Annotated in this window: 19 protein-coding genes and 1 pseudogene; 5 read left to right on the top strand and 15 right to left on the bottom strand. The window is 39.3% G+C overall.

Annotated elements, in window-relative coordinates:
• Positions 1 to 90 precede the first annotated feature (90 nt).
• Complete coding sequence (locus OS138_RS01240; protein WP_002296156.1) at positions 91 to 951, top strand: pyruvate, water dikinase regulatory protein; 861 nt, start codon at positions 91 to 93, stop codon at positions 949 to 951.
• Positions 952 to 1,042: 91 nt separating this feature from the next.
• Here OS138_RS01240 and OS138_RS01235 read toward each other — a convergent pair whose 3' ends face one another.
• From OS138_RS01235 to OS138_RS01215, 5 genes and pseudogenes are all read right to left on the bottom strand, one after another.
• Positions 1,043 to 1,393: an ArsR/SmtB family transcription factor gene (locus OS138_RS01235; RefSeq protein WP_002321425.1), complete on the bottom strand. Its 351-nt coding sequence runs from the start codon at positions 1,391 to 1,393 to the stop codon at positions 1,043 to 1,045.
• Between the two features lie 14 nt (positions 1,394 to 1,407).
• A complete protein-coding gene (locus OS138_RS01230) occupies positions 1,408 to 3,135 on the bottom strand; it encodes a phospho-sugar mutase (protein ID WP_002334138.1) in 1,728 nt (575 codons plus the stop codon).
• A gap of 213 nt (positions 3,136 to 3,348) precedes the next feature.
• Entirely contained in the window at positions 3,349 to 4,275 is a 927-nt protein-coding gene (gene trxB, locus OS138_RS01225) for a thioredoxin-disulfide reductase (RefSeq protein WP_002296150.1), read from the bottom strand.
• Between the two features lie 144 nt (positions 4,276 to 4,419).
• Complete coding sequence (locus OS138_RS01220; protein ID WP_002289178.1) at positions 4,420 to 5,853, bottom strand: 6-phospho-beta-glucosidase; 1,434 nt, start codon at positions 5,851 to 5,853, stop codon at positions 4,420 to 4,422.
• Positions 5,853 to 7,255, bottom strand: a pseudogene (locus OS138_RS01215) (6-phospho-beta-glucosidase). Before OS138_RS01215 ends, OS138_RS01220 begins: the two are co-directional and overlap by 1 nt.
• Before the next feature lie 230 nt (positions 7,256 to 7,485).
• Here OS138_RS01215 and OS138_RS01210 point away from each other — a divergent pair.
• Positions 7,486 to 8,388 (top strand): MurR/RpiR family transcriptional regulator, encoded by a 903-nt coding sequence (locus OS138_RS01210; protein WP_002334136.1) that lies wholly within the window; start codon positions 7,486 to 7,488, stop codon positions 8,386 to 8,388.
• Between the two features lie 39 nt (positions 8,389 to 8,427).
• Here the strand turns inward: OS138_RS01210 and OS138_RS01205 are convergent, their stop codons facing one another.
• The 5 genes from OS138_RS01205 to OS138_RS01185 form a co-directional block, all read right to left on the bottom strand.
• Complete coding sequence (locus tag OS138_RS01205) at positions 8,428 to 10,308, bottom strand: beta-glucoside-specific PTS transporter subunit IIABC (RefSeq protein ID WP_325069589.1); 1,881 nt, start codon at positions 10,306 to 10,308, stop codon at positions 8,428 to 8,430.
• Positions 10,309 to 10,404: 96 nt separating this feature from the next.
• A complete protein-coding gene (licT, locus tag OS138_RS01200; protein WP_002327764.1) occupies positions 10,405 to 11,256 on the bottom strand; it encodes a BglG family transcription antiterminator LicT in 852 nt (283 codons plus the stop codon).
• Between the two features lie 325 nt (positions 11,257 to 11,581).
• Positions 11,582 to 13,366, bottom strand: a complete 1,785-nt coding sequence (locus OS138_RS01195) for an ABC transporter ATP-binding protein (protein ID WP_002337439.1) — start codon at positions 13,364 to 13,366, stop codon at positions 11,582 to 11,584.
• A complete protein-coding gene (locus tag OS138_RS01190) occupies positions 13,366 to 15,117 on the bottom strand; it encodes an ABC transporter ATP-binding protein (RefSeq protein ID WP_325069588.1) in 1,752 nt (583 codons plus the stop codon). Before OS138_RS01190 ends, OS138_RS01195 begins: the two co-directional genes overlap by 1 nt.
• Positions 15,118 to 15,258: 141 nt before the next feature.
• The gene (locus OS138_RS01185; protein WP_002294955.1) at positions 15,259 to 15,483 is read right to left on the bottom strand and encodes a YneF family protein; all 225 of its coding nucleotides are present in this window, start codon (positions 15,481 to 15,483) and stop codon (positions 15,259 to 15,261) included.
• A 250-nt stretch (positions 15,484 to 15,733) separates the two neighbouring features.
• Here OS138_RS01185 and OS138_RS01180 point away from each other — a divergent pair, with 250 nt between their 5' ends.
• A complete protein-coding gene (locus OS138_RS01180) occupies positions 15,734 to 17,320 on the top strand; it encodes an Nramp family divalent metal transporter (RefSeq protein WP_002326755.1) in 1,587 nt (528 codons plus the stop codon).
• 65 nt (positions 17,321 to 17,385) lie between these two features.
• On the opposite strand, the gene OS138_RS01175 is transcribed toward OS138_RS01180, so the two are convergent.
• Both OS138_RS01175 and OS138_RS01170 read right to left on the bottom strand, forming a co-directional pair.
• Positions 17,386 to 19,161 carry a glucosyltransferase gene (locus tag OS138_RS01175; protein WP_325069587.1) on the bottom strand — a complete coding sequence of 592 codons (1,776 nt, stop codon included), beginning with the start codon at positions 19,159 to 19,161 and terminating at the stop codon, positions 17,386 to 17,388.
• Between the two features lie 212 nt (positions 19,162 to 19,373).
• Complete coding sequence (locus OS138_RS01170) at positions 19,374 to 20,276, bottom strand: deoxyribonuclease IV (RefSeq protein ID WP_002334132.1); 903 nt, start codon at positions 20,274 to 20,276, stop codon at positions 19,374 to 19,376.
• Between the two features lie 278 nt (positions 20,277 to 20,554).
• Here OS138_RS01170 and OS138_RS01165 point away from each other — a divergent pair, with 278 nt between their 5' ends.
• Positions 20,555 to 22,900: a transglycosylase domain-containing protein gene (locus OS138_RS01165; RefSeq protein WP_002289443.1), complete on the top strand. Its 2,346-nt coding sequence runs from the start codon at positions 20,555 to 20,557 to the stop codon at positions 22,898 to 22,900.
• Between the two features lie 336 nt (positions 22,901 to 23,236).
• Here the strand turns inward: OS138_RS01165 and ccpA are convergent, their stop codons facing one another.
• Positions 23,237 to 24,238: a catabolite control protein A gene (ccpA, locus tag OS138_RS01160; RefSeq protein WP_002291653.1), complete on the bottom strand. Its 1,002-nt coding sequence runs from the start codon at positions 24,236 to 24,238 to the stop codon at positions 23,237 to 23,239.
• Positions 24,239 to 24,447: 209 nt separating this feature from the next.
• Here ccpA and OS138_RS01155 point away from each other — a divergent pair, with 209 nt between their 5' ends.
• Positions 24,448 to 25,554, top strand: coding sequence for an aminopeptidase P family protein (locus OS138_RS01155; RefSeq protein WP_002296134.1), 1,107 nt, complete (start codon positions 24,448 to 24,450; stop codon positions 25,552 to 25,554).
• Between the two features lie 58 nt (positions 25,555 to 25,612).
• On the opposite strand, the gene OS138_RS01150 is transcribed toward OS138_RS01155, so the two are convergent.
• Together OS138_RS01150 and OS138_RS01145 are read right to left on the bottom strand one after the other, a co-directional pair.
• Positions 25,613 to 26,215: a YtxH domain-containing protein gene (locus tag OS138_RS01150; protein WP_002334130.1), complete on the bottom strand. Its 603-nt coding sequence runs from the start codon at positions 26,213 to 26,215 to the stop codon at positions 25,613 to 25,615.
• A 2-nt stretch (positions 26,216 to 26,217) separates the two neighbouring features.
• A complete protein-coding gene (locus OS138_RS01145; RefSeq protein WP_002289575.1) occupies positions 26,218 to 26,658 on the bottom strand; it encodes a DUF948 domain-containing protein in 441 nt (146 codons plus the stop codon).
• Positions 26,659 to 26,739: the final 81 nt, after the last annotated feature.

The raw sequence follows: 26,739 nt of genomic DNA, 5'->3' as shown, positions 1-26,739 counted from the left end.
ACTTATTCCTCCAAATCAAAATGATTACGAAGTACGCATTCTAGAGTATGGTATAATAAACATAAAAAAAATGCAAGTGAGGTTTTATCCATGTCTTCCGATTCTACAGAAATCGTTACTTTTTTTGTCATCTCCGACTCTGCTGGAGAAACTGCGACAAAACTAGCGCAAGCTACTATGGCTCAGTATCCTACCGTTGAGTTCAACCTATTCCGCAGAACGTTCGTGACAGATGAAAAAACATTAAGGCAGGCATTGCAAGATGCATTAGAAGAAAAAGCACTTGTCCTGCATACATTAATCAATCAAGAACTGATCGAGATAACACGTTCTTTTTGTGAAGAACATCAATTATTTAGTTTCGATGTGATGACGCCACCGATATCAGAAATTGAACGTTTAACTGGTATCAAGCCAATTCGGCAACCTGGTGCCCTCCATTTATTGAATGAGAACTATTTCAAACGGATCAAAGCAATGGAATTTGCTGTAAAATACGATGATGGGAAAGATCCTCGTGGTTTTTTAGAAGCAGATGTCGTTTTGCTAGGGGTATCCCGAACTTCCAAAACGCCTTTGAGCTTGTTTTTAGCAAATAAAAATTTAAAAGTTGCCAATTTACCTTTGATTCCCCAAGCACATATTCCCAAACAGCTGTGGGAAATCGATCCTAAAAAAATCGTGGGACTGACGAATAACCCAGATATTTTAAATAATATCCGTAAAGAACGGATGCGCTCTTACGGATTAAACCCTGATACTGCTTATTCCGATATCGAAAAAATTAGAGCTGAACTCGATTTTGCGAATGATCTTTATGAAAAACTAGGATGTGTAGTGATCAATGTGGCATCTTTATCTATTGAAGAAACGGCTTCGCTTATTTTGAATGCTTTAGACCTAGAAGATCATAGTTATTATGGAACTGAAACAACAGAAAAAAGCGATTAATCATTTTTGTCTTTTTCTTAAAAAACACTGGAGTGTGACAACGAAATTTCTTCGTTGTCACACTCCAGTGTTTATCTATTTGCACCTATCGTTATTGATGTTCCACATGTTTGAGTGTCTGGTTCAAAATATCCAGTACATGAGAATCATCAAGACTATACAAAATCGCTTTTCCCTCGCGATGAGACTTGACGACATGATTTTCTCTTAATAAACGTAGTTGATGCGATACAGCAGACTGCTCCATTTCCACTGCTTGGGTGATTGCTGTCACATTTTGTTCCCCGTCTTTCAGATATAGCAGAATTTTAAGACGAGTGGGATCACTCAACATTTTGAATAATTGACTGACTTTCTCTACTTTTGATTTTTGCGTGTCTGGCAATCCATTCACCTCCAACTTGAAAAAAGACTGACTTCTAAAGTTTACCACTTTTTCCATCAGTCTCAAGTTTTTTATTCTTCTGTCATCTTTTTGATAATCGCTTCATAAGAGGCTACTTTTTCGGCTGCGTCTTCTGTAGAGCTTCCTTTTACACCAATATAAAACTTGATTTTCGGCTCAGTTCCTGAAGGGCGGATAGCAATCCAGCCATTTTCTTCCAATGTATACTTCAATACGTCGGATGGCGGTGTTGTGAGTTTTTCTACGTTTCCTTCACGGTCTGTTCGCGTCAATTCTTTAAAGTCTTCTGTTTGAATAACTTTTGCTCCGGCAAATTCTGTCGGTGCTTCTTTACGGAATTTTTCCATCAAAGCAGAGATTTTCGCAGAACCTTCTTGTCCGCTCATTGTCACAGAAATCGTTTTTTCTGCGAAATAGCCATAGGTTTCAAAAATCGTTTGCAAGCCGTCATACAACGTTTTGCCTTGTTTTTTATAGTAAGCTGCTACTTCTGCTAATAAAAGCAATGCTTGGATCGCGTCTTTATCGCGAACAAAAGGTTTAACTAAATAACCATAACTTTCTTCGAATCCAAACATAAAAGTATGTGAATGGTCTTCTTCAAATTGTTGGATTTTTTCAGCAATGAATTTAAACCCTGTCAACACATTGAACATGGTAGCACCGTAGTGTTCCGCAATTGCTGTAGGCAATTCGCTGGAAACGATTGATTTCAATACCGCTGCGTTTTCTGGTAAAGTGCCTCTTGATTGATGTGCTTCCAAAATATATTGAGCAAACAATGCTCCGAGTTGGTTCCCAGTCAATACTTCATAAGAACCATCTGGCAAACGAACCGCTGCGCCTAAACGGTCTGCATCAGGATCTGTTGCAATCAGCAAGTCAGCTCCTTCTTTTTCTCCAAGTCGTATAGCATATTCAAAAGCTGAATGTTCTTCTGGATTTGGCGATTTGACCGTAGTGAAATCTGGATCTGCCACAGCTTGTTCGGGAACTAGTACGAATTGTTCGAATCCAGCTTGTTTCAACGCACGTTCGCCCAACATTTTCCCTGTTCCATGAAGTGGCGTGTACACAAGTTTCAAATCTTTCCCCATTGTTTCAACCAATTCACGATCAATCGTCACTGCTTTGATTTCTTCTAGATAAGCAGCGTCCACTTCTTCTCCGATGATCGTGATCAACCCGCTATGTTTAGCTTCTTCGTCAGATAATACTTCGACTTTTAGCGGATTGCTGACTTCACGGACATATTTCGTCAATGCATCTGCGTCTGCAGGAGGCATTTGTCCGCCATCTTCTCCGTAGACTTTATATCCATTGTAAGCCGCTGGGTTGTGAGATGCGGTTACCATGATTCCCGCAAACGTCTTCAAATGACGAACTGCAAAAGAAAGCTCTGGTGTTGGACGCAGACTTTCGAATACATAAGACGGGATATTGTGATGTGCCAGTGTTTTGGCTGCTTCCATTGCAAATTCTGGTGACTGATGGCGTGAGTCATAAGCGATAGCGACACCTCGGCGTTTTGTTTCTTCACCTTGTGTATCCATGAAACGTGCTAGTCCTTCTGTTGCTTGTCTTACCGTATAGATGTTCATTCGATTGATCCCAGGTCCTAAGATTCCCCGCATGCCTGCAGTACCGAATTCCAACGGTGCATAAAAAGCATCTTCAAGTTTTTCAGGATCTTCACCCAGATCATTTAATTGTTTTTTTAAGTTTTCTTCTAAATTTTCTTCATGTACCCATTGTTCATACACTTGTTCCCAAGACATGAAAATAACACCTCTTTCTGAAATATGGTTCTTAATAAGTATAGCATTCACTTATTAGATATGAAAGTATGAGGACCAAAAAACGCTTAAATCAAGAAAGGATTCTTTTATCAAAAGGTGTTGGACGTGTTCGCATAAATCAGATTCAGTAAATTTCACGCGAAAAAAAAGAGTAAAAGAACAATTGAAACCGTTCTTTCACTCTTTTTAAACTTATGCTGTTGTTTCTTCCAAAGACTCCAAGTATTTATACACTTGTTGTCCAGCAATACCGCCGTCACCAACAGCTGTAGTGATTTGTCGCAAATCTTTTTCACGAACATCTCCGATGGCAAAAACGCCTGGCATATTCGTTTTCATTTCGTTGTCTGTTGGAATCCAGCCAGCTTCGTTCGTCAAACCTGCTTCTCTAAAAGGTGCAGTTAATGGATCCAGTCCAACATAGATGAATACTCCGTCTGCTGCTAAATCAAATTCATTGCCGGTTTTGACATTACGTGCTTTCACACCTGTCACTACCATTTCGTTTCCAACGATTTCGTCAACGACTGTATCCCACATAAAGGAAATTTTTTCATTTGCAAATGCACGGTCTTGGATGATCTTTTGTGCACGTAATTCATCTCTACGGTGGACGATCACTACTTCAGAAGCAAATTGTGTCAAATAGATGGCTTCTTCTACTGCTGAGTCCCCACCCCCGATGACTACTAGACGTTTGTTACGGAAAAACGCACCATCACAGACTGCACAGTAAGAAACGCCTCGTCCAGCAAATTCTTCCTCGCCAGGTACGCCTAATTTACGGTGGATACATCCTGTTGCGATAATGACTGTTTTTCCTTCGTAACTTTTATCTTCACAGATGACTTCTTTATGGCTGCCGTGATCCTTGATATCTTGAACGATTCCATAAGCATTTTCTGTCCCAAATCTTGAGACACTTTCATACATCTTATAAGCTAGATCGGGGCCCATGATCGAATCGAATCCAGGATAATTTTCGATTTCTGCCGTATTGTTCATTTGGCCGCCAGGGGCACCTTGTTCGATCATCAATACGGATAAGTTTGAACGTGAAGCATATAAAGCAGCAGTCATCCCAGCAGGACCTGCGCCAATAACGATTACATCATACATATGTAGATTCTCCTTTACTTAATCAAGTAAGCATACTTTACAGCCAATGCGAAAAAAAGTCTATTGTTCTGCTTGCGTTTCTCGAATAGCTTTATTATACTCGAAAAATCCGCTGAAAAACAATAGACTTTTATAAATCATTGATCAATCGTTCGAAAGATTTTCTCCATTTGAATCAATTACTTTTTTATACCAGTTGAATGATTTTTTCTTTGAACGGGCTAATGTGCCATTTCCTTGGTTATCACGATCGACATAAATGAATCCGTACCTTTTCTTCATCTCACCGGTACCAGCTGATACTAAATCAATACATCCCCAAGTCGTATAGCCTAATAGATCGACTCCGTCTAGTTCTACTGCATCCTTCATCGCCTGGATATGCGCTGCCAGGTAATCGATTCGGTAATCATCTTCCACATAACCATTTTCATCTGGCGTATCGACTGCACCTAAGCCGTTTTCTACAATAAATAATGGTTTTTGATAACGATCATAAATATCATTCATCGTTATTCTCAAGCCTAATGGATCAATTTGCCACCCCCATTCACTTGCTTGCAGATATGGATTTTTGACAGAAGCAAAGATATTTCCTGCAGTCTGTTCCAAGAGTTCGTTGTCGGTAGTCGAAACTCGGGAAGAATAATAAGAAAAAGAGATAAAATCAACAGTATGTTCTTTCAGCAATGCGGCATCCCCTGGTTCCATTTCGATCTGAATGCCATTTCGCTCCATTTCTTTCAATGCATAAGCGGGATATTCTCCTCGTGACTGGACATCAATGAAGAAATAATTTTCTCGATCTGATTTTCTAGAAGCCCAAACATCTTCAGGATTGCAAGTGTATGGATAATATGCTCCTGCTGCCAGCATACAGCCTACTTTGTTCTCCGGATCTACTTCATGAGCAATCTTCGTTGCGATGGCACTTGCAACCAACTCATGATGTGCCGCTTGATATTTGATTTGTTCTTCATTTTCTCCTTCTTCAAAATACAGCCCTGCGCCCATGAATGGTGCATGAAGGATCATATTGATCTCATTGAATGTCAGCCAGTATTTGACAAGTCCTTTATAGCGATTGAAGATGACTCGACACAGATTTTCATAAAAACCAACGAGTTCTCTGGAACGCCACGCACCATATTCTTTGATCAAATGCATTGGACAATCAAAATGCGTAATCGTCACAAGTGGCTCAATTCCGTGCTTTTGGCATTCTTTAAAGACATCCTCATAAAATTTCAAGCCAGCTTCATTCGGCTCTTTCTCATCCCCCATTGGAAAAATACGACTCCAGGCGATGGACATTCGATAAGTCTTGAACCCCATTTCTGCAAACAAAGCAATATCTTCTTTATAACGATGATACATATCGATTGCAATTTTTGCTGGATAAAAATGATCCTCATCAAATTCAAACATTTTTTTCTTTCCGGTGATAACAGGAAAACGGTCTTTTCCGATTGGCACAACATCTACGTTTGCTAGTCCGCGTCCACCTTCATCATAACCGCCCTCACATTGATTGGCTGCTGTAGCACCGCCCCATAAAAAATCTTTTCTGAATCCCATTATACTTCCTCCATTATATGTGTATTACCTGATAATTCTCTTGCCAGTTCATCTTGAACTTCGATTCCTTCTTCTTTTAATCGGCTGATTGTCTCCTTGAATTGCGGTAAATACTGCTGGTGTGCAATAAACAACTCATCCATGATCCGTTTTGCTGTCTTTCCTGATCGTATAAGCGGATTGATCGTAAACGCCTGTAAAGCTTTCCCATAATCACCAGTCACAGCTGCTTCGATCGTCAGCAATTCCATATTCTTCATTACTTGCAACCAGCCTCTTTCAGCAGCAGGAAGAGAACCAAACGCTACATTTCTCGCTCCTTGTGCGCCAACATAGGCAGTGACTTCTACTACACAATCTGCCGGCAGGTCAGGAACAGCTCCATCATTCTTTGTAGATACCACGATCTGTGTTTCTTTATTTCCATAGATTGAAGCAATCGTTTCACAGGCAGCGTCTGAATAATAAGCGCCACCTCGTTTTTGCAATTGTTCAGGTTTATGGTCTAATTCTGGATCTTTGTATAATTCAAATAGCTCTGCTTCTGTTTCTTTCACTTGCTGCGCTCTTGTACCAATCGTTTGATATTCTTCTAAAGCATGTTCCAGCATTTCTTCTTCACGGTAGTAATAGCGGTGGTAGCCACAAGGGATCATGTTCATTTGTTTTAATTGTTCTTTGAAAAACGGGATATCAAAGATATTTTTCGGTAATCCATTATCTTCATCGTATAAACGATCAATCAATTCTGCCGTGCGGTCATTTCCTTTATTATCTGCTACTTTGTGCCAATGGAAATGATTTAGACCGGCAAACTTGTAGATCAGCTCTTCTTTTTTCTTGCCAAGCATTGCTGGTTCTGTCATCATCGCCATCACTGGCACATTGCATAATCCAATCACTTTATCCCATTTGCCATATCTGATAACTGCTTCTGTCACCATCCCACTTGGGTTCGCGAAATTGATCAGCCAAGCATTTGGACATAAACGCTTCATGTCCTCAACGATTGCCAAAACGACTGGAACGGTACGAAAAGCTTTGAATATCCCGCCAGCACCATTTGTTTCTTGCCCAATCATCCCATAATAACTAGGGATCCGCTCGTCTTTGATTCGTGCATCTAATTGACCGACACGAAACTGAGTCGTAACAAAATCCGCATCTTTCAATGCTTCTTCCCGATCCAGAGTTGCATAGATCTTGACTTCATATGGAGAAGCATCCCACATACGCTGAGACATCTGACTAACGATCTCAAGCTTTTCTTTTCCTTCTTCTACATCTACGAGCCAGATTTCTCGTATCGGTAATTCCTCATATCTTTTGATAAATCCTTCCATCAACTCAGGGTGTAACTGCTGCCTCCACCAATCGTAGCGATTTTGATTCCTTTTGCCATGTTCTCACTCCTTTACTTTTTTACACTTTCATTATCTTTTTTGTAAACAAAACAAACAATAGAAATCCGTTTCTTTCCAGTAACATTTACAAAAGTTAGTGTTTTCTAATGGATTTTTGTAAATATCTTGTCAAAAAATGTCTATTTTAAGTTATATAGTATAAATCCGTTTACAAATCATTTTCAAAAAAGTTATAATTTACGTAAAAAAATAAGAAGAAGGTATCTACATGTTATTACGTGAAAAAATCAAAGAAATCTCCTTTTCTCCTTCAGAAAATGAAGTGATCCAGTTTCTCTTAAGCGATTCTCCAGCACTTGGCGAAATGACCATCCAAGAGATCGCTGAGCGATGTTATGTCCACCCGTCCACACTCATCCGTATAGCAAAAAAAATGGGTTTTGATGGCTGGGTCAGTTTTCGTAATGCTTTTTTAGCTGAAACAGCCTATCTTGAAGGGAATTTTCAAGACGTAGATGCGAATCTTCCTTTTTCCACCACAGACGGTATTATGACGATCGCAAATAAAATGGCTTCTTTAGAACAGATGACGATTCAAGATACACTTTCTCTCATTCATCATGACCAACTGCAAAAAGCCAAGTATTTACTGCTCCAGGCAAAAAAAATCGTGATCTTCGCCAGTAACTCGAATACTTTGATTTCTCAAGATTTCATGCTGAAAATGAAGCGCATCAAAATGGATGTCACAATTGTCACCACTTTTGGTGAATCATTCTATGAAGCGTACAATTGCACGAGCGATATGTGCGGGATCCTGATTTCTTATACGGGTGAAAATAAAGTGATTCTTCGTACCGCAGAAATATTGAAACAAAATCATGTTCCAATTTTAGCTTTGACCAGTATCGGTGATTCAACGCTATCTGCAATGAGTACAGCCGCTTTGCGACTTACGACACGCGAGCGACTGTATTCAAAAATTGGTAATTTTACGATCAATACATCAATTTGTTATCTTCTAGACGTGTTATATAGTTGTGTTTTTGCAGAAAATTATCAACAGAATTTAGTCCATCTAATTTCTGTCGGTCAAAAATTCGATAAACGCCCTATCAGCTCAGCCATCATGAAAGAGCCTTTCAATTTTGAAAATAAAGAAGTGGAATAAAAAGAATAGTTAAGCCTATTCCATTCTTCACCTAACCGTTCAGGTCAGTGCGGTGATAAGTGCATCGTCTGGCCCGACCGTCTCCCCTTGGTTTTCCAAAATATCCAAATAATCCGTGTAATTGGTGACGATCACAGGTGTTTCTAAACTGTATCCTTCCTTTTCGATTTTCTTTTTGTCGAAGCGTAGCAACAGATCGCCTTGTTTCACTCTTTCTCCTTGCTGCACTAAGCTTTCAAAATATTTCCCTTCCAACTGCACAGTATCCAATCCGACATGAATCAGCAATTCCAGCCCTGTTTCAGAAACCATTCCGATTGCATGTTTCGTCGGGAACAAGGTCATGACTGTTCCGTCAAAAGGAGCTCGTACTTCTCCTTTTTCAGGGTAGATCAAGATCCCTCGACCTAATGTTCCTTGAGCAAAAGCTGCATCCTTCGCTGCATTTAGTGGAGCGATTTGTCCTTGTATCGGTGTTTTTACAATTTCTTTACCTGATTTTTTCTGTATAGCATCTGTTTCACCTGCTTCATCCTTCCAAAAGAAAAAAGTCAGCGAAAACCCGATTACCGAAGCAATAGCAATGCCGATAAACGCTTGAAACATACCACTGGCGTCTGTTTCCGTGATGTAGTTTACCACCCCAAAAATCCCTAATCCACCCATTGTGTAGCTGATTGTTCCAGATGCCATCAAATAGATTCCTGAAACAGCACCACCAATCATCGAGTAAATAAATGGCTTCTTCTTCGGTAAGGTGATTCCATAAATGGCCGGTTCTGTTACGCCTAAGATTCCTGAAATCACAGCTGGCATGCAAAGCGCCTTCATTTTTTGATCCTTGAACTTGAAATACATCGCCAATACCACTGCTGTCTGTGCAAAACTCGCGCCATAAACGCCTACTAACATCTGACTCCACCCATTTTGCGCTAGTTGCATAATCGCAAGAGGGATAATACTCCAATGAAGTCCGAAAATCACCAGTACTTGCCAAAGAAACCCTAGAACTGCACCATACACAGCTGGAGAAAAGTCCATCAATGCTTGGAATCCCGTGCTTAATAGATCTGTCAGTATACTGACAATCGGACCGATAATCAAAAAGCCAGCAGGAAGTGCGATTAATAACACAGAAAAAGGAACCAAAAAGGTCTGGACGACTGCAGGAATCCATTTCTTGGCAATTTTTTGGACTTGTCCGGCAAATGCGATAATGAAGATAACAGGTACGACGCTACTGGTATAACTGCTGCCCACCCATGGGATACCCAAAAATGTTTCATAAGCCGGAAGACCCAGCAAGCTATAAGGCGCAGGACTGCCATCAGGGAAACCACTTTGTAGTGCTGCTCCTTGTACAGTCGGATAACAAAGTGCTGCACCAATCACGAGCCCCACCATCGGATTCAGATGAAATTTTTTCGCTGCTGTGTACCCTAAGATCACTGGCATGAAATAAAAAATTGCATCCCCTATCCCATTCAGCATGATATACGTACCCGATCCTTCAGTATAAAATTTGAGAAACAAGAACAAAGCATTTAATCCTTTGACCATTCCCGCTGCAGCCAAAGCACCTAAAAAAGGCTGGAAACAGCCACTTAATATGTCGATTAATCGATTGAACAGATTACTACTTGAAGAAACCTCTTCTTCTGCTTCATCGGAAATCCCGGCTACTGTCAGTACTTCTGCATAGACATCTGGCACATGATTCCCGATTACAACTTGATATTGCCCGCCGCTTTTCATGATGGTGACTATCCCTTCCATCTTTTTCAAAACATCATCCTTTGCTTTATTTTCCTCCTTTAGTTTGAAACGAAGTCGCGTCACACAGTGTGTCAAGCTACGGATATTTTCTTTTCCTCCGATATTCTTTACGATGTTTTCTGCTAATTCCTGGTATTTTCCCATTTCTATTCCCTCCAATTAATTAGTGGAAGGTTTAGCCAACTGAATGTCACTACCCTTATTTTCATACGTTCTTGTTAATTTGTCCTCCTTTTTTATTTATTTACAACGATTCTCATGCACTAAACGCGCAGTATGGATCGTTAAATACATTTTTTCATCCGTGGACATCTGGTAGTCGAAAGCCCCGGTTAAAAAGTCTGCTATTTTCTCAACGCAACCAAACGTATCCTTATATTTTTTTTGAATAACTTGGAACAATTCCTCAGAAACTTCTCCATCTTCTGATTTTGCTCCATCTAGAACACGTGTCAGAAAAAAACGCAGGTGCGTGACGAATCGAAAAAAGTGGACTGAATCTTCATCAAATGTAATCTTATAGTAATAGCGGACGATATTTAAAATATCCTGTATTGTTGTGGTAAACAGGTAGGTATTGTCTTGCTGGCTTTGAATGCCTTGTGCATTGACTAAATGCAATGCGATAAATCCGGCTTCGTCTTCTGATAACTTGATGTGGTATTTATCCGAGATTTTCTTCACTGTTTTTTTCCCAATGGCATACTCTTTAGGAAACAGTTGTTTGATATCATACAGCAATACATTTGGCACAAAGATCCCCATTTTTTGACGTTCGATAGCTGTATACAAGTGATCCGTCAATGAAATATACACAGAATCATTTAAATGGACTTGCAGAGCCTCTTTTGTATATTCAATGATTTCACAAGAAATTTCTAAGTACTCAAGAGGAATCGCTTGTGCCAATTCTTGGAACTGTTGTGAAAGTCCGTCATTTGTCAACTGAAATTTTTTGTCGATGCATGAGTCAAGAATCGGGTCACCCACCTTCTTTTTGAATGCCAATCCTTTTCCCATCACAATCATTTCCCGATCTCTTTCATCCCTTGTTATTACGACGTTGTTATTCAGTACTTTCTCAATCAGCATGTTTTGCTCCTTTCCATGATATATAGGGCTGTATCCAAAACAAAAAGAAAAACCCAAAAAGCCGTCCATGAAACCATGGGAGACTCATTAGGTTTAGCTTGCATCAGGCAATCACTATCCAAGTTGTATCGTTTTCTTTATATTATCGAAAGCAAACGATTTTGTCAACGCTTTCTTAGGGGCTATTAGGCACTTCTGACTAGCTGACGTCGTCTTTTTTAAATCTGGTAACTACGACACTAACTCTCACAGATGAAAAATATGGGAAGCTATGTTTTATTTTCACTCTAGTGCTTAGGTCAAAATGCTACTGTCACAACATCTTTTATATACCACTACTTTGCAGTTTGTACATATCTGCATACAAACCATTTTGCGCTAGAAGTGTTTCATGATTCCCGCGTTCTACTATATGACCTTTGTCTAAAACTAAAATCAATTCTGCATCTCGAATCGTTGACAGCCGATGGGCAATCGCAATCGTTGTCCGTCCTTGACGCATTTTTGCCAATCCTTCTTGGATCAATCCTTCTGTTTCAGTATCGATATTTGCTGTTGCTTCATCCAATACTAGAATTTTAGGATCAGTCACGATTGTTCGCGCAAAAGTGATCAGCTGTCGTTGTCCACTAGAATAGCTGGCACCATGTTCGATCACTTTTGAGTGATATCCTTTTGGTAATTCATCGATGAATTTGTTTGCTTGAACAAACTCAGCCGCATGGCGTATCTGTTCGTCTGTGATAGCTGGATTCATCATCCGAATATTTCCTGCGATATCCCCATAAAACAAGAAAGCATCTTGCAAGACCAGCCCCATTTTCTTACGTAACTCTTCCATTGGATATTCTCGAATGTCATGATCATCAATCAATATCTGACCTTCATAAAATTCGTAAAACCGCATCAATACATTGATGATCGAGCTTTTCCCACTTCCGGTGTGTCCCACTAATGCAACGGTCTCTCCCGGATTAGCAACAAAAGAGATATTGTTTAATACATTGTGCTCTCCATCATAAGAAAAGCTTACATTGCGAAACTCAATCTTACCTGAAGTAATCATTTGATCTGCTCCAGGGTTTTGTTGTGGTGCATATTCTTCCGTATCCATAATCTTCAAGATACGACTACCAGCAACCATCCCATCTGTGAAGATGCTCAAAAAGTCCATCATTTGAGACATTGGATTAAAAAATCCCTGGACATAGGTCGTAAATGCATAGATCAGTCCAACTTCTACGGGAGAATGCAACGCATCGATCCCAAACAAAGTCAACACCAACGCAATCGCCAATGCATATAGAAAATTGATGATTGGACTTAACAGAATCGAATTCGTTTTGATCATCGCATAACGCGTGTCTAAATACTCATTGTTCACTTGTTCAAATTCTTTAGCTAAACGAGCTTCTTGGCGAAACTGCTGGATAATACGCATGCCGGAAATCGATTCATTCAATTTCGTATTCAGCTGACTTAATTTTTCTCGCATATTCCGGTAAATACGAGAACTAAATTTCTGGTAATACCAGATGACGATTCCTAAAATTGGCAAGAACACCAAAGTCCACAAGGCAATTTCTCCATTGATTTGAAACATGGCAATGAATGAAGAAACGACTGCAAAGATCCCAGTCAATACCATCAAAAAGACGTACCAAAATTCAAATAGCGTTTCTGTGTCATTCGTCACTCGAGAAACGGTTGATCCTGCCGGTGTCTGATCAAAATAACGCATACCTAGTGTATGCAGCTTTTCAAATAATTTTACCCTAATATACTGATAGGTCTTCAATGAAGCCATGGAATACAAATACCATTGGAAAAACCAAATGATACTTTTTACTATGACTCCAAATAAGTACATACCAGCAAAAAACAAAATAACTTGTGTCGTAGCCGACTGTTTAGCCAGATGAACATCCATAAAAGTTTGGATGATCCTTGGCAATAGGACATTGATCACAGACAGAGCAAACGCAAATAAGATAGCAACGATGAACGTTCTTCTAAAAGGTTTGGCGAACTTCATCAGTCGTGTGATGATCTTTTTCTGTTCTTTAAGTGGAATCGATTTTGTCCATTCCGATTGATAATTTTCATCCATCAGGCCTCGCCTCCTTCTATCTTCGCTTCTAATTGCTGTTTCTCCCACATTTGTTCATACCAGCCGCCTAGTGCAAGCAGCTCATGATGGGTTCCTCGTTCAATGATTTTCCCTTGATCGACAACAATGATTTCTTTTGCATGCATCACGCTACTTAAACGGTGAGCTGAAATGATAGTTGTTTTCTCTTTTCTTATTTCTTTTAAATTATGCAAGATAGCTTCTTCTGTTTTGGCATCTACTGCAGAAAGTGCATCATCTAATATTAATAATTCAGGATTTTTGATCAATGCTCGAGCAATCGAAATCCTTTGTTTCTGTCCGCCAGATAAAGAGACTCCACGTTCTCCAACTAAGGTATCATAACCTTTTGGTAATTCCTTGATTTCATTGTTGATAAATGCTAAAGAAGCCGCATGCTCTACTTCTTCTTCTGAAAGTTTTGGATTAGAAAAACGGATATTATCTCGAATGGTCATCGAAAACAAGAAGTGATCCTGAGGCACATAGCCGATTGATCCTAATAAAGCATTAAATGAATATTCTTTGATCGAACGTCCGCCAAATTGGATTTTCCCTTGATAATCATCGTATTCACGCATCAGTAATTTGATGATCGTCGTTTTTCCCGCACCAGTTTTCCCAACAATACCTAATGTTTCTCCTTCTTGGATTGCAAACTTGATTTGTTCTAATGCTGGTGATTCTTCTTTCGGATAATTAAAAGAGGAAATAGCTACATTCAGCTCGCCTTTTGCCGGGGTCTGCACTGCACCCAGTTGTTCCACGATATGCGTTTTTTCATGCAAAAGTTCATTGACGCGATCATAAGAAGCATTTCCTCTTTCCAATACGTTGAACAATCGACCAATCGCAAACATCGGCCAAACAAGCATACCGATATAACTAATAAATGAGACCATCTGCCCGATCGAGATCGTGCCTTCCAAGACATACTTTCCACCTAAAATAATTGTTGCAACATAAGACAGACCGATAATCAAGGTAATGAATGGATCAAATAAGGAGTCTAAAAAATTGACTCGTTTGTTTTTAATAATTGCATCTTCAATCTTTTCTTCAAAATCCGCTAGATCTTCTTTTTCTTGTCCAAATGTTTTAATGACTTTGATCCCAGTGATACTTTCTTGTGTCTTATCATTGATACTAGAAAAAGCTTCTTGCGAATCACGAAAAGCATCATGGAGTTTCGACCCCAGCACTCGTGAAGTGACGGCCAGCAAAGGCAGAGGAATCAGCGCAATCAGTGTTAAGCGCCAATCAATAAACAAAATCATCGCAATGATCGTTGTTCCGCCCGTAATCACTGAATCTGCAAAGGTCAAGATACCAGCTCCTGCTACATTCTGGATCGCATTCAAATCATTCGTTGCATGAGCCATCAAATCCCCAGTCCGATATTTTTGGTAAAAGAGATTGTCCATTTCTGTAAAATGTTTGAATAACTGCTGCCGAAGTTCTTTCTCCAACCGAGCTGCACTTCCCCAAATATTCGTCCGCCAGATATAACGAAAAAGATATTGTAAAAAAGCAGCGATAATCAATAGGAAGATCCACCCGAAAATGATCTTTACTGATAAATTTTTATCGGCAATCTCATCAATGATGATCCCAATCACTTTTGGAGGAACTAACTGTACCAAGGCCACTGCGAATAGCGAGAAAACCCCAATTAAATAATGTTTCTTTTCCTGACGAAAAAACCAGCCTAACTTTCTAAAAATCGACATTTTACTCCTCCTTTGTCTTTATCAAGAGCCTAGGATTGTCTGTGCGTGTCTTTTTTGCTGAATAATCTGAATAGTCTAATAAATTACGAAATAAAAAACGGACTGAAAAAATCAGCCCGTAAAAAGTCGTTGGGTCAGAACCTATTTTTTCCCTTGGTTCTTCATTTGCTGCATCATCTGGCGAATTTTCTTCTCAGATGGTTTTTGCCCCATTGACATCATCATTGATCGCAACATGTCCTCATTAACGGGAGGATTTTTTTCTAAATAGTCTTTCATATATTTACGCGCTAGGAAAAAGCCACCTACTGCGCCGATTAGCAAAGCAATAATAGCAATAAGTACGACAATACCTGTTGATAACATATAAATCTCTCCTTTCTATTTCCGAATTGCTCTCAATGACTTATTTTACTAAAGTTTATTGAAAAAAGAAAGGCGTATTCTTTAGTTTCATGCAAAAAATAGCGGTTTTTTTAGAGGAGAACAAAATTTCTTTCGTCATCTAGCAAGACACGCCACGAAAATAAATTAGGCATACCGAATCTTTTTCTTTAATTTTTTCTTTTTGAGGTGTAGAATGTAATCGTAGATAAATAGGAAAGGTGGTTTTTTCTTGAATAATCAATCCAATAAACAATTTCATAAGCATCGACTTATTGAACATACAAATGGTTTATCTTTAGCTGAAGTAAATGGAACAGTTGATGTACCAAAGGGGAAAAGTTTTTTTAAAACACTTCTTGCTTACTCTGGACCAGGTGCATTAGTAGCAGTTGGTTATATGGATCCAGGTAACTGGTCCACTTCGATCACTGGTGGACAAAATTTCCAATATTTATTGATGTCAGTTATTTTGATGTCTAGTCTGATTGCTATGCTTTTACAGTATATGGCAGCAAAATTAGGAATCGTGACCCAAATGGATTTGGCCCAAGCAATCCGAGCACGCACAAGTAAGACATTGGGTGTCATTTTATGGATCTTGACTGAATTAGCCATTATGGCAACAGATATTGCAGAAGTCATTGGTGCAGCAATCGCCCTCTACTTACTTTTTGATATTCCATTGGTGATTGCCGTCTTTATTACTGTATTAGATGTTTTCGTTCTCTTACTACTGACAAAAGTCGGGTTTCGTAAGATCGAAGCACTGGTTGTCTGCTTGATTTTCGTCATTTTATTCGTTTTTGTCTATCAAGTTGGCTTGTCTAACCCAGATTGGCACAGTTTATTTGCTGGCTTTATCCCTAACAGCCATACATTCTCCGACTCACCTGTCATTGGTGGCGAAACTCCGCTAACTGGAGCATTAGGGATTATTGGCGCAACAGTCATGCCACATAACTTATATCTACATTCAGCAGTTTCACAAACTCGGAAGATCGATCACCAAGACGAAGAAGATGTAGCACAAGCTGTACGTTTTTCTACTTGGGACTCTAATATCCAATTGTCGATGGCTTTTCTAGTCAATGCGCTGCTATTGATTATGGGTGTCGCTGTCTTCAAAACCGGTTCTGTTCAAGATCCTTCCTTTTTTGGTCTGTATGAAGCTTTATCTGATCCATCAGCTATGAGCAATGGTATCTTGATTGCTGTAGCAAAATCTGGTATCTTGTCCACTTTATTTGCTGTAGCACTTCTTGCTTCTGGCCAGAACTCTACTATTACTGGTACGTTGACCGGTCAAGTCATCATGGAAGGATTCATCCATATGCGTATCCCGATTTGGCTAAGAAGACTGGTCACACGATTGCTTTCTGTGATTCCTGTATTGATTTGTGTTTTGTTTACAAGTACAAAAGGAACGATCGAAGAACATACCGCTTTGAATAACTTAATGAATGAATCCCAGGTGTTCTTGGCTTTTGCGTTGCCGTTTTCGATGATCCCTTTACTGATGATGACCAACAGCCAAGCGGAGATGGGTAGCCGATTTAAAAATTCATTCATCGTAAAACTTCTTGGCTGGTTCTCTGTGATTAGTCTAACTTACTTGAACTTACGAGGATTACCAGGACAGATCGAAAGTTTCTTCGGCGAGCAAGCCACTTCCGCTCAACTAGCATTGGCTGATCACATCGCTTATGTAATCATTGTTCTTGTCCTCCTCCTGTTGGCATGGACGATTGGTGATTTATATAAAGGAAACAAAAAATATGAACAGCGTTTGCAGGAAATGGTAGAAGAAATCGAATAAAAACTGATTTTTCCACACAAAGACCCTTGATAGTTAGGTTAAAAATCTAGCTACCAAGGGTCTTTTTATTTAGAAGATAAAGCTTTTTTCAGATTTAATTTACTGAAAACTAGCATGCTTGTTACTACGATGAATTGCGTTAACGGCACGCCTGCGCCAGTGTAGACACTTAAAAAATAATCCTTTTTTTCTGGCGCATAAGAACAAAACCACGAGACACCGAAAAGAAAAACCAATTGTGTCAGTATTAATCCGGTGACCACAATCAAAGAGGAACTATAATAGGCACGATCAGCTTTTGCAAATACGGTTCCTAGTATCATAAGTAATATCCCTGCTATTGAAGCAATCAGCACGGGAATAGCCAGAACTTGGTAAATTTTTATGATGACATTCGCGACTTTTGCTGATTTTGTTAATTGGAAATTAGGTGTTCTCGGTTCATTACTATCGATCCAATTCTCCATTAGCGGAAGGTTTAATAATTCTTGAGCCTGTTTGACTTGTTCTTGCGTTCCGAAACTATAATTTCCTCCTTGATGGAAATCTTTATATCGCCATGCATAAGCGTATCCTGATTGAAGGAAATCGAATACGATTGGTAGATCACTCATCGTCTTTCCATCTCCTGATCCCATCAGATAGAACTCTTTTTTCTTTTTGATGGTTCCCTTGTGATAGGCTTCTTCTAATTCTTGGTTGACTTTTTTCCAAAAATCATTGGTTTCTTTTGCATTGTTTTGGTAATAACCAGATTCGCTTACCACATCTCGCAATGCCCAAAAGATGATATCTCCGGGTAATTCTTTTACTTTTCCACCTTGAGTCCACGCGTGAGTCGTATATAATTCGTCAATACGGGTAGAAACAGTATGGAATGTAGGAGATGCGGCTAATGCTTTATTTAGTGCAGCATGTGAGACCCATATCTCACTGTTTTCTTTATTCAAGTTCGTTTCATCATCTATTCGGATCAGTTGTTTCATCAAACGTCCAAATTCTCCACTGGAACGGTCATTGATGGTTGCAATACCGTATGTTGTCTCATTTTTATATTCGATCCACTGATAGACGATGGAAAAGCCAACTATAGGAAGTAATAACAATGAAAGTTTCAGCCATTCCCGTTTCGAGAGAAGAAAGAGTCGTTTTTTTAACTTCTTTACTTCTTTGAAAGAAAAGTCTTGCCCTAGCAAGATCTGGACGAAACTGATACCCAAAGCTACTACAGTAAAAGGAAGAAGCCAGATAGAATCTTCGCGAATGAACCAAAAGAAAGGAAAAGCGACAGAAAGCCCTAAAAACCATGGCAGCAATTTTCTGCTAGAACCGTATTTGCGGTAATAAATAGCTAATAAACAAGCGATAATGATCTCAACAGCCGGAATCACGAGGGCATTACGATATGTTCGAGTGGAATATTCATGTGTAAAACTAATCGGAGAAAACAAAAAATAAAAATAGATACTTAAAAGAAGATACTTGTTCTTCACGATCGGTTTAAACGCGAGTGCAACCAATATACTGGCAAAAATACTGAACATGCCGAACAAAACTGCATAAGAAAGATGCAGTTTATGTGCAAGTACTAAAAATAAGCTGTAGGAGATTCCTTTGGAAAGTGTTGTAGTCGTATACTCCCCTAGCCATTTACCGTCCAAAATATTTTGAGCATAGCGAATCAGCAGCTGGTCATCATAGGTTGCCGACATGTCTGTTCCATAGATTGCTTTACTATATAAATACAAACGAATAATTGTAAATAATAGGGCTATGCCAAGAATAAAGTATGTATGTTTCTTTTTTAGTTGGTTGATCAAGGGTTTTAAAGTGTTCAGCATCTTTTCGTCCTTCCAATCACGTTTTGCCACTTGCTTGTGAAACTTTTCGTTTTTTTACTTTTCTACCAGTATACCCTGTTTGTCTAAATTTAAAAAGAGGGGGGAGAAGATGCATGATGAAAAAGACTGCAAAAAGTACTCCTTTGTTTCTTAAACAAAAAAGGACAAGGCAATGTGCCTGGTCCTTTTTTGCTGCTGTCAGATAGAAAATCTTAGAGTATCACTTCTTCTGCTAATAACTCAGGAAACACTTCTGGATCAAATGTTTGCGCTTTGAACATGGCGATTTCTTTTCCATATGGTGCGTAAGCTTTCTTTTTATCTTTGCCGACATAGGGAGTTTCCAAGATTTTCGAAATATTGTCAAACATTGGATCATGGACGATCTTATTCAGCGTGTCGAATCCGATTGTTCCAAAACCAATATTGGCGTGCCGGTCTTTATGCGAACCTTGCGGATTTTTAGAATCATTGATATGGAGTACTTTAAGCCGATCTAACCCGATGATCTTATCAAACTCTTCCATTACACCTGAAAAGTCTTCTTTAATATTATAACCGGCATCATTCGTATGACAGGTGTCAAAAGTAACGGATAATTTTTCATTCAATTTTACTCCATCGATGATTTGCGCTAATTCCTCAAATGTTCGACCGATTTCCGTACCTTTACCTGCCATTGTCTCCAAAGCGATTTGTGCCGTCTGTTCTTTTGTCAAAACTTCATTCAAGCCTTCAATAATTCTAGCAATTCCGGCTTCTGTTCCTGCCCCTACATGAGCACCTGGGTGAAGTGTAATTTGAGTAGCGCCTAAAGCTTCCGCACGAACAATCTCTTCTCTCAGAAATTGGACGGCAAAAGGAAACATTTCTGGTTTGACCGTATTCCCCAAATTAATGATATAAGGGGCATGAACGACGATATTTGTTAGACCGTTTTCTGCCATGTACGCTTTTCCGGCATCAATATTCATCTCTTCGATGGTTTTTCTTCTAGTGTTTTGAGGGGCGCCTGTATAGATCATAAAAGTCGAAGATCCATAACTGGCTGCTTCTGCTGCTGCTCCTAACAGCATTTTCTTTCCGCTCATGCTGACGTGTGAGCCTAATAACATGGATGGATTCCTCCTTGAAAGGCAATTGTTACTAACAATTCCTATATATTGGTAAAATGATATACAAAGAAAATGATTGATTTTTCTTTGCCCTGTTCTCCATAGTAACTGAAATTTTCTCTAAAGAAAAGCTTAAGAACTCTTTTATAAAAAAGATCATTTTCTCACGTTTTAACTCCTTTAAAAAAGAAATTCCTGCCAAAAACAGCCTTGTCTGTTTTTTTGTTCTATTATTTGCTATAATTAGCGAAATAAAACCATTAGTTGAGGTGACCCTTTTGCCACGCAAAAATACTCGAAAAAAACAGAATAGAAGAAAAAAAGAAAAATGGTTTGTTCCTAAGATTATTTTTAGAGTTTTTCAATCATTGACTGTTTTTATTACTGTTCTTCTTTTGATGTTCGCAGCTCTAGGTATTGGAATAGGCGCTGGCTATTTTGCCTATCTCGTCGAAGACACACAATTGCCGACTAAAAAAGCACTGCAGACAGAACTAGGAAACATTACAGAAACGTCAAAGATTGTTTATGCAGATAATACAGAGATATCAAAAATCCAGACAGATCTGATGCGCACGACTATTTCATCTGATAAAATTTCACCTTTATTGAAAACTGCAATTATCAGCACAGAGGATGAATACTTCGATAAACACCAAGGTTACGTTCCTAAAGCTGTTTTACGAGCATTAGTATCTGAAGCTACTGGTATTGGCTCTTCTGGTGGATCAACTTTGACACAGCAATTAGTCAAACAGCAGATCCTTACAGATGAAACAACATTCAAACGTAAAGCAAACGAGATCATTCTTTCTGCACAAGTAGAAAAATACTTTTCAAAAGATGAGATCATTGCTACGTATTTGAATGTCTCACCATTTGGTCGTAATAATAAGGGACAAAACATTGCTGGAGTCCAGGAAGCTGCAAGAGGAATCTTTGGTGTAGATGCAAAAGATGTGACGCTGCCGCAAGCTGCTTACATCGCTGGATTACCCCAAAGCCCGATCACGTATAGTCCATACACGAACACAGGCGCGCTAAAAGAAGATCTTTCTGCCGGCCTTGCCAGAAAAGATTTTGTTTTATTCAGTATGTATCGTGAAGGCCAAATTACGAAAGAACAATACGAAGAAGCAAAAGCCTATGACCTTACAAAAGACTTTCTACCACAACAAATCGCAGAACAGACTGACAGAGAATTCTTGTATTATACTGTGATGAATGAAGCAACAAGAATCATTGCACAACAATTGGCTGAAAAAGACAACGCTGATATGTCTGATTCATCGGTCAGTGACGCTTATTATCAAAAGGCACAGCAAACGATCCAAAATAAAGGATATACAATCCATTCGACAATCGATAAAGATGTCTATGCTGCATTGCAAAATGGCGTTGAAAATTATGGATACATGTTAGATGATGGTGCTGGCAGTCAAGTAGAAACCGGAAATGTATTGATGGATAACAGAACTGGTCGCATCTACGGATTCGTTGGCGGACGGAATTACAGTCAGAATCAAAATAACCATGCCTTCGATACAGAACGTCAAGCTGGCTCATCAATCAAACCAGTTCTTGTTTACGGACCTGCAATCGACATGGGGCTTATCGGATCAGAATCCCGTGTATCAGATTATGCAACAACTTGGCAAGAAGGAGAAAATGCTGGCGAGAAAATCGTCAATGCTACTAACGAAGGATCGAACACCTTCCAAACCGTCCGTGAGTCACTAGAATGGTCCAACAATATCCCGGCTTATCACTTATATCAAGATGTGTTGAATTCCGGTGGATCGAAACAATATGCTTACGAGCACTACTTGGCAAAGATGAACTACCCGGCAAATGACAATTGGGGCGTTGAATCTGCTCCTTTAGGTACAGTAGATGTCACGACGCTTCAACAGACCAACGGATTTCAGGCTTTAGCAAACGGCGGGGTCTATGAAGAAGGCTATATCATCGATTCCATCACAGATAACGCAGGAAATGTAATTTATAAACACGAAAGCAACTCTGTCCGGATCTATTCGGAAGCAACGGCATCGATCATGAATGACATGATGCGCAGTGTGATCAATGCAAAAATCACTACACCATTCAAAGATGCCATCTCAAGCTTAAACGGAAATCTAGGAAAAGCAGATTGGGTCGGAAAAACTGGTTCTACCAATGAATACCGAGATTCATGGCTAATTGTCTCTACTCCGTCTATTACCATCAGTAGCTGGGCAGGGCACGATGACAATACTGGAATGGACAGCAAAGCAAGGATACGTTCGGCTAATTATCTTGCCAATCTGATCAATCAAGCTTACCAAGCAAAACCTGACATTTTTGGCACTGATGAGAAATTCGAATTATCATCTGATGTGATGAAGAAAAAAGTATCTGGATTTACTGGTCAAACACCTGGAAAAGTTACTGTCAATAAAAAATCCATCCAAACACCAGGAAAAACAGTTGAATCGCTATGGGCGAAAAATGGACCGAAGAAAAGCGCCTTTAAGTTTGGCGTTGGCGGTACCGATGAAAACTATACAGATTACTGGAACACCGCTTCAGCTTATGCAAGAGCGAATCAAGCAACCAAAGAATCAGATGAGAAAGATGATTGATTTAATAGAATACACAGTAATAAGGGAATGTGACAATAGTATTGTCACATTCCCTTATTTTTTTGATGGTGGTGAACAAAATGCAGCATCTATACACGGATTGTTTTATATACGATAAATGTAATTTCAACCACTTTCTCTCTTTTTTAAGACACAAAAAAAGGATTATAACAAAATTTTGTCATAACCCCTTTTCCCGAATAAACGGTGTTCTCCTGCCAACTCCGAATCACGAGTCACAATATTCATCAAACATGAGATGCTGTTTTTTGAAATTGCTCCTTGTAACGCAGAGTTAAACGGCAGGCACACAACCTCTGAATGGTTGTCCTTTTATTATTTTGTAGATCCTTTTTCTTCGATTCCATAAGGCAAGATAATCGTTTTTTCTTCGACTTCTTCTTTATTCATCATTTTCGTCAATAGGCGCATAGATACCGCCCCTAAATCGTATAATGGTTGTGTGATACTTGTTAAACGAGGACGAGCTACTTCTGTCAGTAGTGAATTGTTACTTGTGATGATTTCGAATTCTTCCGGTACTTTCACGCCACGGTCTAATAAACCATCCAAAATACCGATGGCTAATTCATCATCTGAAACATAGACAGCTGTTGCACCGCTATTATGGATCCGATCGACTAGAGATAGACCATCTTTGAAGTTGTATTGTGCTTCAAAGATCAACCCTTCGCTATATGGTAGGTTATTTTCGCTTAATGCTTCTTTATAGCCTTTCAGACGATTTTGTCCATTGATAGGATCGATCAACGCACCACTGACAAAAGCGATTTTTTTATTGCCGCTTTTTGCCAATTTGTTTACTGCATCTTTTGTTGCTGATACATAATCAATGTTTACGCTACCTACTTGTTCATCTGGATCAATAGAGCCAGCTAATACAACAGGAGTTTTTGAACGTGAAAATTCTCCACGGATTTCGTCTGTGATATGGTGACCCATGAAGATCACGCCGTCCACTTGCTTAGCCAGTAAGTTATTCAATACATTGACTTCTTTTTGGTCGTTACCATCTGAATTTGCTAAGATAATATTGTATTTGTACATTGTTGCCACATCATCGATACCACGTGCTAAAGAAGCAAAGAACATATTGCTGACATCAGGGATGATTACCCCAACTGTTGTTGTTTTCTTACTTGCCAAGCCACGCGCAACTGCGTTTGGACGATAATCCAAGCGATCGATAACTTCCAAGACTTTTTTTCTTGTTGCTGGTTTGACGTTTGGATTGCCATTTACGACACGTGAAACAGTAGCCATCGAAACATTTGCCTCTCTCGCTACATCATAGATAGTGATTGTTTGCTTTTCCATTTGTGTTCTCCTATTCATATTTTATATGTTTTCTGAAAATACGTCTTACATTTCTAAAATAGAATATCAAATAATCTCAAGAATTGCAACCGTTTTATCTCTGTTTTCATGAAAATTTTTACTTTTTTCAGTTTTTAGAACGTTGGTCTTTTAATAAATCAGTGGTACAATTATTGAATACAAAATTAATTTAGAAAGTAGGTTGCCAAATGAATAACGTAAAAATCAATGAACTACGTCAATGGATGGCACAACACCAAGTCGAATTGGCTTATATCAGCGACCCTGGCCACATCGCTTACTTTTCCGGATACGAAAGTGATCCTCATGAGCGTGTACTAGCTCTTTTTATCCCTCTTGAACAAGATCCTTTCCTTTTCACTCCTGCTTTGGAAGTTGAAGATGCTCAAAACAGTAGTTGGGCGTATGATGTCCGTGGCTATTTAGACAGCGAAAATCCTTGGGAGATCATCGGAAAAGAACTTCGTGCTCGCTATGGTCAGCCTGGCAATGTAGGGATTGAAAAGAACGCCTTGACTGTCGAGCGCTTCGATGCTATCTCTGATATCTTGACGGGAACGGATTCTTACACTGATCTAACTTCCATCATCCAACGTCTACAACTGATCAAAACTCTAGAGGAAAAAGACAAACTGATCGAAGCTGGTAAATGGGCCGATGTTGCATTTGAGATTGGCTTTAAAGCAGTGAAAGAAGGCGTGACTGAACAAGCGATCATTGCAGAAATTGAATACCAATTGAAAAAACAAGGTGTTTCACAAATGTCTTTCGACACATTAGTCCTTGCAGGAGCAAATGCTGCAAGCCCTCATGGTACACCAGGAAACACGAAGATTTCACCGAATGAACTTGTGTTATTCGATCTTGGCGTTGTTTGGAATGGCTATTGCAGTGATGCTACTCGTACAATTGCTTATCAAAAACCAACCGACTTCCAAGAAAAAATATACAACATCACTCTTGAAGCACAGCTTGCCGCACAAGAAGCCGTCCGTCCAGGTGTGACAGCAGGTGAACTTGATCAAATCGCACGAAACGTGATCAACAGCTATGGCTACGGCGAATATTTCAATCACCGTTTAGGTCACGGGATCGGAACAACCGTCCACGAATTCCCTTCCCTTGTAGAAGGAAATGACTTAGTAATCGAAGAAGGGATGTGCTTCTCTCTTGAACCAGGAATCTATATTCCTGAAAAAGTAGGGGTACGTATCGAAGACTGTGTATATGTGACAAGCGATGGCTGTGTGCCATTCACGACTACACCAAAAGAATTACTTGTTTTAGAAAAATAAGAGTAAAAAAGGTGAGAGCTAGTCCGCTCCCACCTTTTTATTCTATAAATTTGTGATTTTAGTGATTTGTAGATGAATCTGTCATTGTATCTTTTATTTCTTTTTTAGCTTCTTTCGCATCTTCTTTTGCCATTTTCATCATTTCTTTTGTGTCATCTGCAACTGGTTCTGCTTCTGACATTCCTTCATTGACAGTGTCTCCTGCTTTACCAGCAGCGTCTTTTACATCAATCATAATATCTTCTGAAGTATCTTTAGCAATACTTCCTAATTCATCTGCAGGTTTTTTCATATCTTCTGCCGTTTTTTTGAAACGATTAGATAAGTCAGCTGATTGTTCTTTAAGATTTAACAAGATATCGTCAGATTCACTTCCTGCTTCATCTGCTGATTCACTTACTTTTTGTTTGACACTACCTGCTAGATCACCTGCTTGTTGAGAAAGATCTTGCGCTTTTTCTTTTGCAATACCTGTTAACTCAGTCGATTTTTCTTTCGCCATATCTGTGTAATCTGAAGCCATATCCATCAAATCATCCGCTTGGGCAGCTAATTCATCCCGAAGTTCTTTACCAGATTTTGGTGCTAACAATAACGCGGCGATTGCTGCGGCTGTGCCTCCGACTACTGCACCTAATAAAAATCCACCTTTTTTAGCCATTTTTATTTTCCTCCTGTCGTTTCAGTATGTTTTTTGTTTTTAAAAAATTTCATCGCTGTCCCACCGACTTTTCCGGCAACCGTCGCTTTAGCTGTCGTTTTACCGATTCCGCCGACTTTCGTCGCGATGTTTTTACTAGAATGATTAAGTTCTGATACACTTTCACTTAAATCAGCAACTGCTGTGAACAATGGATCGATCGTTGCGACTTTTCCATTGATATCCAAGAGCAGTTCATTACTTTTGACCAGTAAGCCTTCTACTTGTCTAGACAAAAGATCTACGTCTTTTGTGACGATTTCGATCGTCGTATTTGCTTCTGCTACAGTCTGATCTACTTTTTCTAAAGTTTTAGAAACTTGCAACAACACACGAACGATAAAAACGACAAGTATCGCAAAGGCGATTGCTGCGATCAATCCTGCAATTTCTCCTCCTGACATGATCAAACTCCCTTCTTGTCTCTCTTTTCTATAAGGATAGCATTTTCGTGTTTTTTAAACAAATAAAAACGAGCTTCAACT

The organism is Enterococcus sp. E5-37 (genome assembly GCF_035726925.1).
GTDB lineage: Bacteria > Bacillota > Bacilli > Lactobacillales > Enterococcaceae > Enterococcus_B > Enterococcus_B faecium.
The sequence above is the reverse complement of the archived record's forward strand: the minus strand, read 5'-3'. Positions and strand labels throughout refer to the sequence as shown.